13 protein-coding genes are annotated in these 15,636 nt (G+C 60.9%); all 13 read right to left on the bottom strand.

From position 1 onward, the window contains the following. Window positions 1-302: 302 nt before the first annotated feature. Window positions 303-2,150 (bottom strand): cell division protein FtsZ, encoded by a 1,848-nt coding sequence (gene ftsZ, locus EOI86_RS17330; RefSeq protein WP_127766614.1) that lies wholly within the window; start codon window positions 2,148-2,150, stop codon window positions 303-305. 35 nt (window positions 2,151-2,185) lie between these two features. Beyond that, complete coding sequence (locus EOI86_RS17325; protein WP_127766612.1) at window positions 2,186-2,401, bottom strand: hypothetical protein; 216 nt, start codon at window positions 2,399-2,401, stop codon at window positions 2,186-2,188. Then, entirely contained in the window at window positions 2,388-3,626 is a 1,239-nt protein-coding gene (ftsA, locus tag EOI86_RS17320) for a cell division protein FtsA (RefSeq protein ID WP_127766610.1), read from the bottom strand. The genes EOI86_RS17325 and ftsA overlap by 14 nt, the downstream gene beginning before the upstream one ends. Window positions 3,627-3,699: 73 nt before the next feature. Beyond that, window positions 3,700-4,608 (bottom strand): cell division protein FtsQ/DivIB, encoded by a 909-nt coding sequence (locus tag EOI86_RS17315; RefSeq protein ID WP_127766608.1) that lies wholly within the window; start codon window positions 4,606-4,608, stop codon window positions 3,700-3,702. Continuing rightward, a complete protein-coding gene (locus tag EOI86_RS17310; protein ID WP_127766606.1) occupies window positions 4,599-5,534 on the bottom strand; it encodes a D-alanine--D-alanine ligase in 936 nt (311 codons plus the stop codon). Before EOI86_RS17310 ends, EOI86_RS17315 begins: the two co-directional genes overlap by 10 nt. Then, a complete protein-coding gene (gene murB / locus EOI86_RS17305) occupies window positions 5,527-6,468 on the bottom strand; it encodes a UDP-N-acetylmuramate dehydrogenase (protein ID WP_240035718.1) in 942 nt (313 codons plus the stop codon). Before murB ends, EOI86_RS17310 begins: the two co-directional genes overlap by 8 nt. Before the next feature lie 2 nt (window positions 6,469-6,470). Further along, window positions 6,471-7,895, bottom strand: coding sequence for a UDP-N-acetylmuramate--L-alanine ligase (gene murC, locus EOI86_RS17300; RefSeq protein WP_127766604.1), 1,425 nt, complete (start codon window positions 7,893-7,895; stop codon window positions 6,471-6,473). Continuing rightward, window positions 7,892-9,070 (bottom strand): undecaprenyldiphospho-muramoylpentapeptide beta-N-acetylglucosaminyltransferase, encoded by a 1,179-nt coding sequence (gene murG, locus EOI86_RS17295; RefSeq protein WP_127766602.1) that lies wholly within the window; start codon window positions 9,068-9,070, stop codon window positions 7,892-7,894. The genes murC and murG overlap by 4 nt, the downstream gene beginning before the upstream one ends. Then, a complete protein-coding gene (ftsW, locus tag EOI86_RS17290) occupies window positions 9,058-10,185 on the bottom strand; it encodes a putative lipid II flippase FtsW (protein ID WP_127766600.1) in 1,128 nt (375 codons plus the stop codon). Before ftsW ends, murG begins: the two co-directional genes overlap by 13 nt. After that, on the bottom strand, window positions 10,182-11,585 hold the full coding sequence (murD, locus tag EOI86_RS17285) for a UDP-N-acetylmuramoyl-L-alanine--D-glutamate ligase (RefSeq protein WP_240035717.1): 1,404 nt from the start codon (window positions 11,583-11,585) through the stop codon (window positions 10,182-10,184). Before murD ends, ftsW begins: the two co-directional genes overlap by 4 nt. A 58-nt stretch (window positions 11,586-11,643) precedes the next feature. Next, entirely contained in the window at window positions 11,644-12,729 is a 1,086-nt protein-coding gene (mraY, locus tag EOI86_RS17280) for a phospho-N-acetylmuramoyl-pentapeptide-transferase (protein ID WP_127766599.1), read from the bottom strand. Between the two features lie 15 nt (window positions 12,730-12,744). Then, complete coding sequence (gene murF / locus EOI86_RS17275) at window positions 12,745-14,166, bottom strand: UDP-N-acetylmuramoyl-tripeptide--D-alanyl-D-alanine ligase (protein WP_127766597.1); 1,422 nt, start codon at window positions 14,164-14,166, stop codon at window positions 12,745-12,747. Continuing rightward, complete coding sequence (locus EOI86_RS17270) at window positions 14,163-15,626, bottom strand: UDP-N-acetylmuramoyl-L-alanyl-D-glutamate--2,6-diaminopimelate ligase (protein WP_127766595.1); 1,464 nt, start codon at window positions 15,624-15,626, stop codon at window positions 14,163-14,165. The genes murF and EOI86_RS17270 overlap by 4 nt, the downstream gene beginning before the upstream one ends. Window positions 15,627-15,636: the final 10 nt, after the last annotated feature.

The following is a 15,636-nucleotide window of genomic DNA, read 5'->3' as shown; positions in this document are numbered from 1 at the left end:
CGGAAAATTTACCAAGAACGTAGTCAAATAAATAAATCCGCTTAGTTCTCTCAGCTTCTGTGTACCAACTGGGCTGTGCACCCTCAAATCAAACATTGTTTCGAATTGTTACTTCGGCATCCCCAAGAACGGCAATCCTTCGAACCAGGGATCGGTGATGTTTTGTTTCTAATATTCAATAAGTTAACAAAGAATCAATTTCTCAAGAAAAGGGCCAAAAGAAACCGGCATGATCGTCTTTCGTTAGAAATGCGATCATGCCGGCAGGAATGTGTCTGACTTAAAACGCAGTAAGGTGGCCGCTAGTTTGCCTGGCGACGCAGGAATGCCGGAATTTCCAGCAGTTCCGAATCGGCCGGTGACGCGGGTTCCATCCGCTCTTCGGACGGTTGCGTGTCCAAGCTGCTTTGCGCCGGCGCCGCGCCTTGCGTGGTTTGTGCGGTGGTGCGGCGCAATGGTTCACCGGTACCGGTCCGTGCAGCGGGATGCTGTTCAACCGACGCGGCGTCCTCTTCGGATCGGTCCTGTTTCGTGCCCAGGACATTCGTTACCCGACGAAACAGGTTTGACCGTTTCTTCGGCGCATCGCTCCGGCCATTGGCCAGGTCGGCCTCGGCAAAGGGGTCGCCGCCCAGATCCGATTGGCTATCCTTGGCCGGCTTAACGGTGATCGGCGGCGGCGGGATAAACGCATCACGCGGTGCCGTCACGTCCGGTCGGCGGGGTTGAGGTGCCGCAGCTTCCGGGGCCGGACGGGCAACCGGCGCTTCCGGTGCTTCCTGTTCTTCCGCGGTCGGTTGGTTCAGCTCGTCGAACAGGTGCGGTTCCTGAACCGCTTCCTGCTGATCCCTCTGAACGGTTCCGTCGGTTTCCGCGGCGCCTGTCATCGCCGGTGAAGGCTCGACCGGTTGGGAAGCAGCCAAAGCATCGCTTTCGCCGTTTTCCTGCTGGCCGTTGTTGTTTTCCACCGGCTTTTCTTCGTTCACGGTATGCACTTCGAAACCGGCCGCAATCGGTGTGGCGGGTGTCTCTGCGGCCGGCTCACCGACCGTTGCGGTAACCGCGGGGGCCGCCGCTTCGGTATCGCCGGATTCTTCCGTCTCGGAAGGGGCGGCGGCCGGGCGTTTCGGACGGGTCAGGCTGATCGAACGGGTCGATGCCGGGCGCGGTTGAGTCTGGGCTTCAGCTTCAATGCCGGTCGCCACGACGGAAACCCGCATCTTGCCTTCCAGGGCTTCTTCGAAAGTGGAACCGAAGATGATATTGGCGTTTTCGTCCACTTCCTCGCGGATGCGGTTCGCCGCTTCGTCCACTTCGAACAGCGTCATGTCCGGTCCACCGGTGATGTTGATCAGAACGCCAAGCGCGCCCTTCATCGTCACATCTTCCAGCAGCGGGTTGGAAATGGCGGCTTCGGCTGCCGCGCGGGCGCGGTCTTCGCCTTCCGCTTCGCCGGTCCCCATCATGGCTTTGCCCATTTCGCTCATCACCGTGCGAATATCGGCGAAGTCGAGGTTGATCAGGCCCGGCATGACCATCAGGTCCGTAACGCCGCGGACGCCCGAATACAGGACGTCATCAGCCAGCTTGAAGGCATCGGCAAAGGTCGTCTTTTCATTCGCGACCCGGAACAGGTTCTGGTTCGGAATGATAATCAGGGTATCGACCAAGCCTTGCAGCTCCTCGATGCCCTGTTCCGCAAGTTTCATGCGGTGCCGGCCTTCGAAGTGGAAGGGCTTGGTGATGACACCGACCGTCAGCATCCCCTTTTCACGGGCCGCTTCGGCGATGACGGGGGCTGCACCGGTACCGGTGCCGCCGCCCATGCCGGCGGTGATGAACAGCATGTTGGCGCCAGCCAAATGCTCCATCAATTCAGGCATGGCTTCTTCAGCCGCGGCGCGGCCGACTTCGGGCTGTGCGCCGGCGCCCAACCCCTTGGTGATGCCGGAACCGAGTTGGATGCAGCGTTCCGCGCTCGACTGGGTGAGCGCTTGCGCGTCGGTGTTGGCAACGACAAATTCGACCCCTTCCAGATTGGAAGCGATCATATTGTTGACGGCATTTCCCCCGGCTCCGCCGACGCCGACGACAACTATCCTCGGCTTCATTTCCGGATCCGGTCCGGGGGGCGTGAATTTAATGGTCATGGTACGCCTCCGTACGTGCGTTTTTGGTCAGACTGTTATCCCGACGTGCCGGTCCGCAATGCGGGCCAGCTTGAAAAGTCGGGTTTTGCGGTACTTTTCGGGTGCGGCTTCCACTCTTTAACATGAGCTGTGCTGCCTTCTTTTTGAGTAGGGTGGTGCTCCTTGGTACTGGATTCGCCGCCAGTCTCCGGCAGGTTGCAAAAACCTGCCGCGCCGGCGGTTGTGGCGAAGTAACTTTTAAAAGTTTTCACGAAACCACCCTCCTAGTCGTCCGAACAGTGAACCGTTGGCCGGCGGTTTGTGGGCTTGGGCGGACCTTGCCTCCCCCCGATCGTCAACGGCGAACATGAGCAGGCCGGCACAGGTTGCAAATGCCGGTCCACCGGTTGCCTCAGCCAGCCCCGAAATGCGCAGGGGACGGCCGATGCGTACTTGTTTGTCCAGGATCTGGCCCGCCAATTCTCTAAGGCCGGGCAATTGCGCCGCGCCGCCGGTCAGGACGACACGCTGGCCGGCAAGGCCGGAAACCCCGGACTTGTCCAAGCGCTGGCGCACCAGTTCCAATGTTTCTTCGACGCGCGGCGCAATAATTCCATTCAGATGGCTGCGCGGAACCTGCTGCGGCGTCGCATCGGGGTCTTCACCGATCTGCACGACGTCGATCATCTCTCGGTCTTCGTTGGAAGAACGGATCGCGTTTCCATACAGCGTCTTCAACCGCTCCGCATGGTCGATGCGGGTGTGCAGGCCTTGGCTGATATCGTTGGTCACATGCCGGCCGCCGATCGGGATGACGTCGGTATGGATCGCCGCCCCTTCGTAGAAGACGGCCAAGGACGTCGTGCCGGCCCCCATTTCCACGATGGTCGTGCCAAGGTCGCGTTCGTCCTCAACCAAGGCCGCCAGGCCGGCCGCATAGGGGGATACCACCAGGTCCCGGGCCTCCAGATGGCAACGCGCGACGCAGGTCAAAAGGTTTCGAACCGCGCTTTCCGCTGCGCTGACGACCGTCATGCGAACGCCCAGTGTCTGACCATGCATACCGCGCGGATCCGGCGTCAACGGCGAACCGTCGATCGAATACCCGACCGGGACGGCATGGATCAGCATGCTGTCAGTCAAGCTTGCCGAGCCGCGGCAATCGTGCAGCAGGCGGCGGACATCCATGTCCTTGATGGCGCCGCCGCCGATGGTCATTTCCCGACGCAGCACCTGGCTGCGGGGCTGCCCGCCGGTCAGGCTGACGACGACCTCGTGAACCTGCGATCCCGCCATCTGCTCGGCGCTGTGAACGGCCGAGGAAATTGCCTGTTGCGCGGCATCCATGTCCACCACCATGCCTTGGCGGATTCCCGCGCTTGCCTGGTGGCTCATGCCTGTCACGCGCACCTTTCCGGGTCCGCGGGCTTCGGCAATGAAGCAGCAGATCTTAAAGGACCCTACATCCAGGGCGGCAATGGTACGGTGACTGGACATTCTTCGTTTCGTTCATTCTATCGGTCGTTGGCGGTCGGGGCGTTCCGTTTTTCTCTTTGGTTGCCGTCGCGCTTTAGGTTTCATCCTTGTGGGCTCGTTTCCGTTCGGCGGCTTCTTCCGTCATCCGAACGATAAGACGGTCCGATTGACGCAGATCGATTGCCGCGATGTCCCGGGCCAAAAGCCGGTGGTCGCGCTCAAGCTGCGCCAAACGCTGTAGTGCGTCGCCTGGGTTTTCTTCCGGCAGGCGGATGTCGATGCCATTGTCCAAACGCAGGTTCCATCGCCGACCCGCGACCCAGACCGCAGCCACGATGCGGCTGTTCAGCATCGGTTCGCGCTCCAGCAGCGACACCAGTTCGGCGGTTCTGTCCGGCGCGCCGTCGCCCACCACCACTTTCAAATGGCGGTAGCGCTCAAGCCCATCGGTGCCGATGACGTTGCCGTCTATATCGACCAGAACAAATTCATGATCTTTCTGCCAGATTGCGGCGGCTTTGCGTTCCTCGATCTGGATATGCAGATGGTCCGGCAGCCGCCGTTCCACAACCGCGGATTCCACCCAACCAATGGAGTTTACGCGATCTAGAATGTCTTGAATGTCGACCGCCAGGATCGGGTCGCCGACCCGGACACCAACCGCTTTCAGCAAGCGGTCCTTGTTGGTTTCGCGGCGGCCCGAGACGGAAACCTGATACACCGCAAGCCCCATTTCGGCCGAGGTTTTCATGGTTGCCGCGACGGCGTTGTCATAAGTGCGCTGGATCGTGCCGTTCGACCACAGCACGAACCCGGCAGCCGACAAGGCGCCGGCGATTGCCACCGGCGCGCCGATTTTCAGCGCAGGTTTCATCCACCGGGCGCGGGCGCGGCGACGCGCGGCCCGCCGACCTTCAGCGGCAATCCGGCTTTTCTTCGTTGCGCCCTTCTTGGCGGTCTTTTTCTTCGCATCCTTGTTCAGGAAGGGGAGGGTCAGTCGCATTGCGCCTCCTCCACCATCCAGCTGACCAGCTCCGGGAAGGACAGGCCGGCATGCGCGGCCTGTTCCGGGGCGAGGCTCAAAGGCGCCATGCCGGGTTGGGTGTTCACTTCCAGAAGGAACAGGCGCGATCCGTTATGGGCGCTGTCGTCCCAACGGAAATCGGACCGTGTGACACCGCGACAGCCCAGGGCATTGTGCGCACGCAAAGCGTAGTCCTTGCACTGCTCCGCGATGTCTTCCGGGATATCCGCCGGGCAGATATGCACTGTTTTGCCTTCGGTATATTTGGCTTCGTAGTCATAAAAGCCGTCATTGGGGCGCAGTTCGGTCACGCAAAGCGGTTTGTCGCCCATGACCGTCACCGTCAGTTCCCGCCCGGCGACATATTCCTCAACCAAGGCATCGCCGAAATGCCAACCGGAAAAGTCCGGTCCGTTGTCGCCCGGCAGAACGATGTAAACCCCGACGCTGGAACCTTCATGGGTGGGTTTCACCACATAGGGTCGAGGTAGGGGATCGCCTTTGCCCAGATCTTCTTCCGCTACAACGACGCCTTTCGGGCAGGGAAGCCCGGCGGCCCGGAAGGCCGCAATCGCTGTTGGCTTGTCCATCGCAATGGCCGAGCTGCGCATGCCGGAATGGGTGTAGGGAATACCAAGAATGTCGAGTACGGCCTGAATGGTGCCGTCCTCGCCGCCACGACCGTGCAACGCATTGAAAACGGCATCGGGCGCTGGGGTCAGGGCATTGACCAACGCCTTCAGATCCCGCGTCACATCGATCCGCGTAACGTCGTAGCCGGCTTTCTCGAGAGCGTCGGCGCAATCCCGGCCCGAGACCAAGGAAACCTCACGCTCAGCCGACCAGCCGCCCAATAGGACGGCCACCCTTTTCTTGCTGCGCTGGGGTGTGTTTTCCTTACTCATCTTTTGTCTCGCCTACGCGTTTTATTTCCCACTCAAGATTTATACCAGTTTTCTCTTTGACTTTCGCACGTAACACTTCCCCTAGTCTTTCTAAATCTTCTGCGGTTGCTTCGCCAGTATTTATTAAGAAATTACAGTGCTGATTGCTTACTTGGGCGCCGCCAATCGTCAATCCTCGTCCACCAACCGAGTCGATTAGCTTCCAAGCCTTCGGTCCATCCGGGTCCAGGGCGCCCGGATTTTTGAAAGTCGACCCGCCCGTGCGGCTTCTGATCGGTTGGCTGTCGGCCCGTTTTTCGGCGATCTCGGCCATCTTTGCCTCGATCTCTTCCCGGTTCCCCGGGGCTGCACGAAAAACGGCTTCGGTGAAAATCCAATCCGCGGGCACCGACGATTTGCGGTAACCAAAGCCCATCTCCGCGGCCGTCACTTCGTGGGCATTGCCCTGGCGGTCGACAGCCGTGGCGCTGATCAGGACATCCTTCGTCTCTGCCCCATAGGCTCCGGCGTTCATGCGCAAAGCCCCACCGATCGATCCGGGGATGCCACTAAGGAATTCAAGGCCGGTCAATCCGTGCCGGGCCGCTACCTTGGCGACATTTTGATCCAGGGCGCCGGCACCTGCGCGCACGATCTCTCCATCGACTTCGATCCCGGCGAAAGGTCCCAGCAGCCTGATAACCACGCCGCGCACGCCACCGTCGCGGACCAACAGGTTCGAACCGATGCCGATGACCATGACGTCGACATCGTCCGGCAGGGAGGCAAGAAAAGCACTTAGATCTTCCTGGTCCTCCGGGCGGAAGACCACATCCGCCGGCCCGCCGACGCGGAACCACGTGACCTTCGACAAGGGGGCGTCGAACGTGACGCGGCCGCGGACAGGCGGCAGGTCGAAAGGTGTGTCGGATGTCGTCTGGGCGTTGCTCATCATGTCTATTTTCCGGCGCGGCTCCTGCCAAAGCGTAGTTTCAGCTCATCCGGCAGGGCTTGCGCCCAATTCGTGATCGTCCCGGCCCCTAAGCAGACGACGAGATCGCCTTCCCGCGCCACGTCAGCAACCGCTTCGGCCAGGTCATCCTGACCGTCAATGGTGACCACACCACGGTGGCCCCGTGTCCTTAAGCCCTGCGCAAGGGCGTCACGGTCGACGCCTTCCATGGGTTCTTCACCGGCCGCATAGACCGGCGCGATGATGACCTTGTCCGCATCGTTGAAGCAGGCGCAGAACTCTTCGAAAAGGTCCCGCAAACGCGTGTAACGGTGAGGCTGCACCACGGCGATTACGTTCCGTCGCGTGGCGTCGCGTGCCGCTTTCAAGACGGCGGTGATTTCAACCGGGTGGTGACCGTAATCGTCGATGACGGTCACGCCGCCGGCTTCGCCGGTCTTCGTGAAACGCCGTTTGACGCCCGAGAAGCGCGCCAGTGCATTGCGGATATCGTCAACCTCGATGCCCATTTCCAACGCCACAGAGATCGCAGCGAGGGCATTCTGAACATTGTGCTCGCCATACATCGGCAGATGCAGGCCTTCAATGGCCCAGGGTTCATCGCCGCGAAGCGCGACGGTGACATCGAACGTGTATCCGCCCGGCGAGGCCGCCGCGTTCGAGGCTCGGATCTCCGCTTGCGGGTTGAAGCCATATGTAATGACACGCCGGTCCTCGATCTTCCCGATCATGGCCTGCACTTCGGCATGATCGATGCACATCACCGCGAAACCGTAGAAGGGGATGTTCTGGACGAATATCCGGAAGGCGTCCCGCAGCTTTTCGAAGGAACCGTAATGTTCCATATGCTCGGGGTCGATGTTCGTGACGATGGCGATAGTGGCCGGTAACTTGGTAAAAGACCCGTCGGATTCATCCGCTTCGACGACCATCCAATCACCCTGGCCGAGGCGGGCATTGGTGCCGTAGGCGTTGATGATGCCGCCATTGATGACGGTTGGGTCCAGGTCGCCCCCGTCCAGCAGCGCGGCGACCAGGGATGTCGTGGTCGTCTTGCCATGGGTGCCGCCAACGGCGACAGACCATTTCAACCGCATCAGTTCCGCCAGCATTTCGGCGCGCCGGACGACGGGAATCAAGCGTTCCCGCGCGGCGAGCAGCTCAGGATTTTCCGGACGGATCGCGGAACTGACAACGACAACCGAGGCGTCTTTGATGTTTTCAGCCGCATGACCCACGGTGACCGGAATTCCCAGTTCGCGCAGCCGCTTCACATTGGCGGTTTCCGCAATATCAGACCCGCCGACCGTATAGCCCAGATTCTTCATCACCTCGGCGATGCCGGACATGCCGATCCCGCCGATACCGACAAAATGCAACGGGCCGATGGAAAGGGGTACTTGCATCAGGCGAGGGCCTCCCGGGCTTTTTCGTTTTTCTGGGTATTGGGCGAGGTCACGGTTCCGCCGACCAAGTCGACGACAATGTCGGCAAGCTTGCGCGTTGCCTCAGGCGTGCCAATTCGGCGCGCTGCGGCGGCCGCGCTGGCAAGCGTATGCGGCTGGTCCATCAAATCGCCGAGGCGCTGGGCCAAGACCGCCGCATCCATATCCGCTTCCGGCATCATCCAAGCGCCGGCTGAATCGCAGATCCGCGCTGCGTTTTCGGTTTGGTGGTCGTCGATGGCATATCGGTACGGCACCAGGACGGAAGGGCGCCCGGTCGTCGTCAGTTCCGCGATGGTCGATGCGCCGGCGCGGCTGATCACTAGATGCGCCTTGGTCAGTTGCAGCGGCATGTCGCCGAAGAAGCTGCGGACTTCTGCGTCGACGCCGATGCGCCGATAGTGTTGTGAGACATCCTGCACTTGCGGTTCCCGTGCCTGCTGCACGATGCGCAGGCGATTGCGCTGATCGTCACGCAGCAGCGCGATCGCCGCTGGAATAACGTCGCCGAATACGCGTGCGCCTTGGCTGCCGCCAACGACGAGCAACTGAAATGGATCCTCCTGGCGCGGCGGGGCATAAGGTGTATTCGCCATTTGCATGATGTCGGGACGAACGGGGTTCCCTGTCCAGACAGCTTTATTCCGGTCCGACTGCCGCAAGCCGCTGGTTTCGGCAAAGGATGTCGCAATTCTATCCATACGCGGGGCCAACAGGCGATTGGCTCGTCCCAGAACTGCGTTCTGTTCATGGATGGCTGATTTGATGCGGCGGTTCCGGCTGGCCGCCAGCATGGTCGGGACCGAGGGATATCCGCCAAACCCGACAACCGCCAAGGGCCGTAGCTGTTTCAATAGGTTGCTGGCTTGGATATAGCCGAGCGCGAGGCTGAATGCCGCGCCAACCTTGCCCAGGATGCCACGCCCGCTTACCGCAGCGGCGGAAATCGTATGCAGGTCGATCCGGTCCAAGGTGCCGCCGAAGGCGTCGCCGCGCCGGTCGGTGATCAAGGCGAGGCGGTAGCCGCGGGATTCCAATTCCCGCGCCAGTGCCTCGGCCGGGAAGACATGCCCGCCCGTGCCGCCGGTCGCCAGGGCGATCAGGCCGTTGTCGGTGTTGGTCGCGCTCAATCCCGCCATGACGCGATCTCCGGTCGGCGGCGGGTAAGCGCCAAAAGCATGCCCATACCCAGTGCAAGGGCCAGCAGGCTGGACCCACCATAGGAAATGAACGGCAAGGTCATTCCCTTTGTGGGGATGAGGCTCAAGGTCGAGGCCATGTTGACCAGGGCTTGCAGTGCGAATTGCACGATCAGGCCGGTCGCTGCCAGGACGACGAACATGTCGTTGTCTTGCAGCAGGCGCGACAAGCCACGCACCACCACGAACACGAAAATTGCCACGATGAACATACAGGCGAACAGGCCGAACTCCTCACCCGCGACCGCGAAGATAAAGTCCGCATGGCCGTCGGGCAGGCTTTGTTTCACGATCCCTTCACCGGGACCGCGGCCCATAATGCCGCCGGATTGGAAGGCTTCCATCGCCTTGTCGATCTGATAGCTGTCATGCGCCTGCGGGTCGAGAAATCGGTCTATCCGGGTCGCGACATGCGGAAATATGTAATACGCGGCGACCAGTGCGGCGAGGCCGCCGAGCACCGCGAAGATGACGAAGCTCATCGACAGACCTGCGATGAACAGCTGGGTGAACCAGATGGAACAGACAACGAAGGCTTGGCCAATATCCGGTTGCAAAGCCAGCAGACCGACCACCAACACGCAGAGGGCGGCTGAAATCGCATAGCCGGGGACGTCTTCGCCCATCCGCCGAGCGGCTAATATCCATCCCGCCAGAACGGCGAAAGCGGGTTTCGCGAATTCAGAAGGTTGGATGGTTAATCCACCGAGGGAAATCCATCGGGTGGCGCCCTTGATCTCGGTTCCGAACAAAATGGCCGCGACCATCAGCACCAATGCACCGACAAAGACCACCAACGCCAGGCGGCGGATCTGTTTCAGGTTCAGTAGGGAAACCCCGATGATTGTGAACAAGGCCGGCGCCAGCATGAATGCCTGCTTCTTCACGAAATGGAAGGAGTCGACATTGATGCGTTCCGCCACGGGCGGACTGGCCGTCGTCGTCAGCAGGAGGCCGAGCGCCCCCAATAGAACGACCGCCCCCAGCAGCCACCTGTCCACGGTCCACCACCAGTTACCCAGAATGGATGTGTCGTTTCGGGCGAAATGCATCATGACCGATGCTCCCTCCGGTGGCGAAGAGTGTCAGCCACCGCCTCGGTGAAGGCCGTGCCTCTGATCTCAAAATTCGGGAATTGGTCGAAGGAGGCGCAGGCAGGCGACAGTAATACCGCCGACCCACGCACCCCTTCCGCCATTGCCAGGGCTGTAGCCTGTTCCACGGCGCGCTGCAGCGTGCCGCAAATCTCGACCTCTAATGACTTTGAAAGCGCCGCGGCCATGTTGTCGGCCGCTTCGCCGATAAGAAATGCTTTTCGAACAGCCGGCAGGTAGGGGCGAAGAACATCGTAGCCGCCTTCTTTCTCCCGACCGCCCGCAATCCAGTAGATTCGCTCGAAGCTGGCAAGCGCCCGGGCAGTCGCTTCAGCGTTCGTCGCTTTGCTGTCGTTGACGAAACGGATACCGTCCTCGACTGCGACAGTCTCCAACCGATGGGCCAGGCCGGGGAAGGTGAGAATGCCGTCGCGGATCTCCGCCGGGGACAGACCTTCGCGGCGTGTTGCGGCATAGGCGGCCGCGATGTTTTGGGCATTGTGCAGACCGGGCAGGGCGGGTGCATCGTTCAGGTCGAGGACCGCGATTGGGTCGTCCGTCATCGCATCGATCAGCTTTCCGTCGGCAATGTAGACGCCATACTCAACCGGTTGCGTCACGGAGAGACGGATCACCGTGTGCCCGTTATCCTCCAGCGCTGTTGCCACCGCGTCGCAATGGTTGTCGTCCACCCCGACGATGGCGGCGGTCTCACCGCCCTGGTTGCGGAATATCCGTTTCTTCGCGGCGATATAGCCGTCCATCCCGCCGTGTCTGTCCAGATGGTCCGCGGTAACGTTCAAGAGTATTGCGCTGTCGAAGGCGACCGAATGAGTCAGGTCCAATTGGTAGGACGACATTTCCAACACATAGATCCCATCGGCATCCAAGGGCGCCAAATCGAGTGCCGGCGTGCCTAGGTTACCGCCAACCTCAACCGTGCGATTTGTCGATGTCAGGATGTGGCCGATCAGGGCCGTGGTGGTCGACTTCCCGTTGGTTCCGGTGATGCCGATATACCGGGCCCTTGGGCAGGCGCGGTATAGCAATTCGACATCGCCAAGAACCGGAATACCATGGATGCCGGCCGCGGTTGCCGCGGGATGCGGTTGCGGGTGGGTCAATGGAATGCCGGGGCTCAAGACCAGTGCTGCGGGGGCGTCGCCCGACCAGTCATACGTATCCGGTGCGGCCAGCTGATAGCCGGCCTTTTGTGCATCGTCGCGTGCATCCGCGCGGTCATCCCATACCAGGACATCCGCACCGCCTTCTTTCAGCGCGCGCGCCGCCGACAGACCCGATTTCCCGAGCCCGACAACCGCGACGGTGTTGTCCTTGTACATGGTCACCACGACACTCACTTTTCAAAACCCTTAATTCGACCGGCGCATGTAATTGCCGGCGAAAACAAAAAACGACTTACCGAAGCTTCAGCGTCGACAGGCCGATCATCGCCAGGATCATCGCAATGATCCAAAAGCGGATGACGATGGTGGGTTCGGCCCACCCTTTCTTTTCGAAATGATGGTGCAACGGGGCCATCGCGAAGACGCGCTTGCCCGTCAGCTTGAAGCTGGTCACTTGGACGATCACCGAAACGGTTTCCAGAACGAACAACCCGCCGATGATTGCCAGCACGATTTCATGTTTCGTGACGATGCTGATCGCCCCCAGCGCGCCGCCAAGCGACAGCGAGCCGGTATCGCCCATGAAAACCATGGCAGGCGGTGCGTTGAACCACAGGAAACCCAATGCGGCGCCGACAATAGCACCGCAGAAGACCGCCAACTCACCAGAGCCCGCGACGAAATGGAGCTGAAGATAGTCGGAATAGATTGCGTTCCCGACCAGATAAGAAATGAACCCGAAACACCCTGCCGCGATCATCACCGGGACAATGGCAAGGCCATCCAACCCGTCCGTGAGGTTGACCGCATTGGACGCACCGACGATGACGAAGACAGCGAAGGGCAGGAAGAACCAGCCCAGGTTCAGCAACACATCCTTCAAGAAGGGAAGGGCGAGGCTGGAGGACAGCGTGTCCGGCGTGACGGCTGTAACCCAATAGGCGGCCCCCAAGCTGATGGTGATCTGGCCAACGAGTTTCAGTTTGCCGGACAGCCCCTTTGAATTTCTTTTGGTCAGCTTCAGAAAATCGTCCGCGAAGCCGATCAATCCGAAACCCGCCGTCACCAGAAGCACGATCCAGATATAGGCGTTCTTAAGATCCATCCACAGCAGGGTGCTGCAGATCAGCGCGATCAGGATCAGGAAGCCGCCCATTGTCGGTGTCCCGGCCTTGGCCAAATGCTGTTCAGGCACGTCTTCGCGGATATTGCTGGCGCCGCGCTGCTGTTGTCGCAGCCAATTGATGACTGTCGGGCCCATCAGAAAGCTGATTACCAGGGCGGTCATCATGGCGCCGCCGGTTCGGAAAGTCAGATACCGGAAGAGGTTGAAGACCTGATACTCGTCCGCCAGGGGCGCGAGAAGGGCGTATAACATTCTGTGCGCTCCCCTTTATTCTCGAGCCGCAGCGTCGAGGTCGAGCATCGCCTCGACGATCGGCTTCATGTTGGTACCAAGAGAGCCTTTAACCATCACCACGTCGCCGGGGCCGACAGTGTCGGTCAGGGCTTGGATGAGACCGGTGCTTTTTGCCGCATGCATCGTGTCGACCCGGCCTTCTAGTGCTTGGGCCAGATGCTCCATATGCGGACCGCAGCAGAACAGGCGGTCCACTTTGTGGGAGATCACCGCGTCGGCCAGGCCCGCATGCATTTGGGGCGCATTCGGCCCTAACTCGCGCATGTCGCCAAGGACGGCGAGGCGTCTGCCGCCGGCACTGCCGGCGGCCATGTCGAGCACGGCCAGTGCCGCGCGAACCGCGTCGGGGTTGGCGTTGTAGCTTTCGTCGATCAGCGTTGCGTTGCCGCCTGCGGGCAAGGCAATGGCGGTTTGCTTTCCCCGGCCGGCGCCGGCTTGCATGCTCATGAACGTATCGCTTGCGCGGCGATAGTCGCCGCCCAGCCCGTGCACGGCCGCCAGGATCGCCAAGCTGTTCGTCGCCCATTGAATGCCGGGTATACCGTGGCGATACAGGAACCGCTTGCCAAAGATCGATGCCATGATCTCTGTGCCGGAAGCGGTCGTCATGGCGTCGATAAGTCGGAAGTCGGCTTCCGCATGGGTGCCGAAGGTGATGATGGTACGAATACCCTGTTCGGCGGCTTTGGCTTTGAGTCTCGGAAAATGTGCGTTGTCGCGAGGCAGTACCGCGACGCCGTCCGGTGAAAGCCCAGCGAAGATTTCCGCCTTTGCATCGGCAATGCCTTCGACGGACTCGAAGAATTCCAGATGCACGGGGGCGACGGTCGTAATGATGGCGAGGTGCGGTCGTAGCAACGCACTCAACGGTTCGATTTCTCCGGCATGGTCCATGCCTATTTCAAAAACGCCGAATGCAGCATCCTCGGGCAGGCGCGCCAGCGTAAGCGGCAGCCCGTACATGTTGTTCTGGTTGCCGGATGTTGCATGAACGGGGCCGTCGACGGCCAATGCCGTCGCCAACCCGTCCTTGGTGCCGGTCTTTCCCATGCTGCCCGTCACGGCCGCGAGTTTTGCGTGGGTGCGTGCCCTTGCGCTGCGGGCAAGGTCGTACAAAGCGTCGAATGTGTCGTCGACGACATGAAGCGGCGTCAGGGTCGCGCGGTCGGCATATTTGTCTGCCCAATCCTTGGCAACCACGGCAGCGGCAGCGCCGGCTTCGGCCGCATTGTCGATAAAGGCGTGGCCATCCTGCTTGGCGCCGCGAATGGCGATGAAAAGATCGCCTGGTTGAACGAACCGACTGTCGATCTGAACGCCGGACGCGGAAAAGGGCGCCGTCGAACGTCCGTTCGTCGCCTCCTCTACCGTTGTTTCTGTCCACAGCGCCGTCATGCCGGTTCCACACCCCCGGCCAGTTCTTCAGCGCATTCGCGCACGACACTTGCGTCATCGAAGGGGATGACGCGGCCGGCGATGGTCTGACCTTGTTCGTGGCCTTTGCCCGCCACGCAAAGTACGTCCCCAGGTTCGAGTGCCCGCATAGCGGCGAAGATCGCTTCACGGCGGTCGCCGATATTGGCGGCGCCCGGGCATCCTTCCATGGCCTGGATGCGGATTTCGGCAGGATCCTCGCTGCGCGGGTTATCGTCGGTCACGGTGACCATATCGGCATATTGCGCGGCCGCCTGACCCATTAGAATCCGCTTTCCGGGATCCCGGTCCCCGCCGCAACCGAAGACGATACGAAGGCGATTGCCAACGTGACTGCGCAGGGCTTTCAGGACGGTCGCAATTGAATCCGGCGTGTGTGAATAATCGACATAGACTGCCGCACCGTTCGGTAGAACGGCCGCGCGTTCCATTCGCCCGCGAACGCCCGTCAGACGCGACAGGTTCGGAGCCGCATGGCGCAGGTCGGACCCGGTCGCAAGCACCAAGCCCAAGGCCGCAAGGGCGTTCTCGACCTGAAACGCACCGGGAAGGGGGAAATCGACCGACAACCTCTCCCCGAAGATGTCGATTTCCAGATCGAAACCGTTGGCCCGCGGCTCCATTTTCACACAGCGGATCTGACCGTTTCGAAGCCCATAGGAATACAGGCGTTGTTTCCGCTCGGCCGCAATATTCGCGATGCGGTCATGCTCTGCCGAGGCTGAGTTCACGACGGCAACGCCGCCCGGTGCCAGCAACTCCTCGAACAGACGCATCTTGGACGCGCGATAGGCATCCATGTTGTGATGATAATCCAGATGATCGCGGCTGAGATTGGTGAAGGCGGCTGCGGAGAAACGTGCACCGTCCAGGCGGTATTGGTCGAGGCCGTGGCTGGACGCTTCCATAGCGACATGGTCGATGCCCGCCTGCTTCATGGCGCCGAGCAGGCTGTGCAGATCGACCGGGTCCGGTGTGGTCAGTCCGTGGTCGGTATCGAACCCGTTGGCTCTCACGCCCAAAGTTCCGATCGCGCCCGCCTCACTGCCTATTGCCTGCCAAAGTTGACGGGTGAAGTTGGCAACCGAGGTTTTACCGTTCGTGCCGGTGACCGCGACCATGATTTCCGGCTGAGGGGAGAAGTATGCGGCCGCCATCTTTGCCAGGCGCCGCCGCGGATTGGCGTCGTGGACCAAGGTCACGGCGGTCTTGCCCTGTTCACCCAGCAGAGGGCTGTCCGACGTGACGTCGGGTGTGGTCAGGATGGCCACGGCACCTTTCTTAATGGCGTCGGAAATAAAGTTCCGGCCGTCCAGGGCAAGGCCCGGGATGGCCGCGAACAGAAAGCCGGGCTGTACCTTGCGGCTATCTGCCGTCAGGCCGGTGATTGGAATATTGGGCAGGATGCCTTCGCCGTTCATCTATCGCTCC

The organism is Hwanghaeella grinnelliae (assembly GCF_004005845.1).
In the GTDB taxonomy this organism is placed as follows: Bacteria; Pseudomonadota; Alphaproteobacteria; order UBA8366; family Aestuariispiraceae; genus Hwanghaeella; species Hwanghaeella grinnelliae.
Note: the sequence above shows the minus strand (reverse complement) of the source record. Positions and strands in the feature narration are given on the sequence as shown.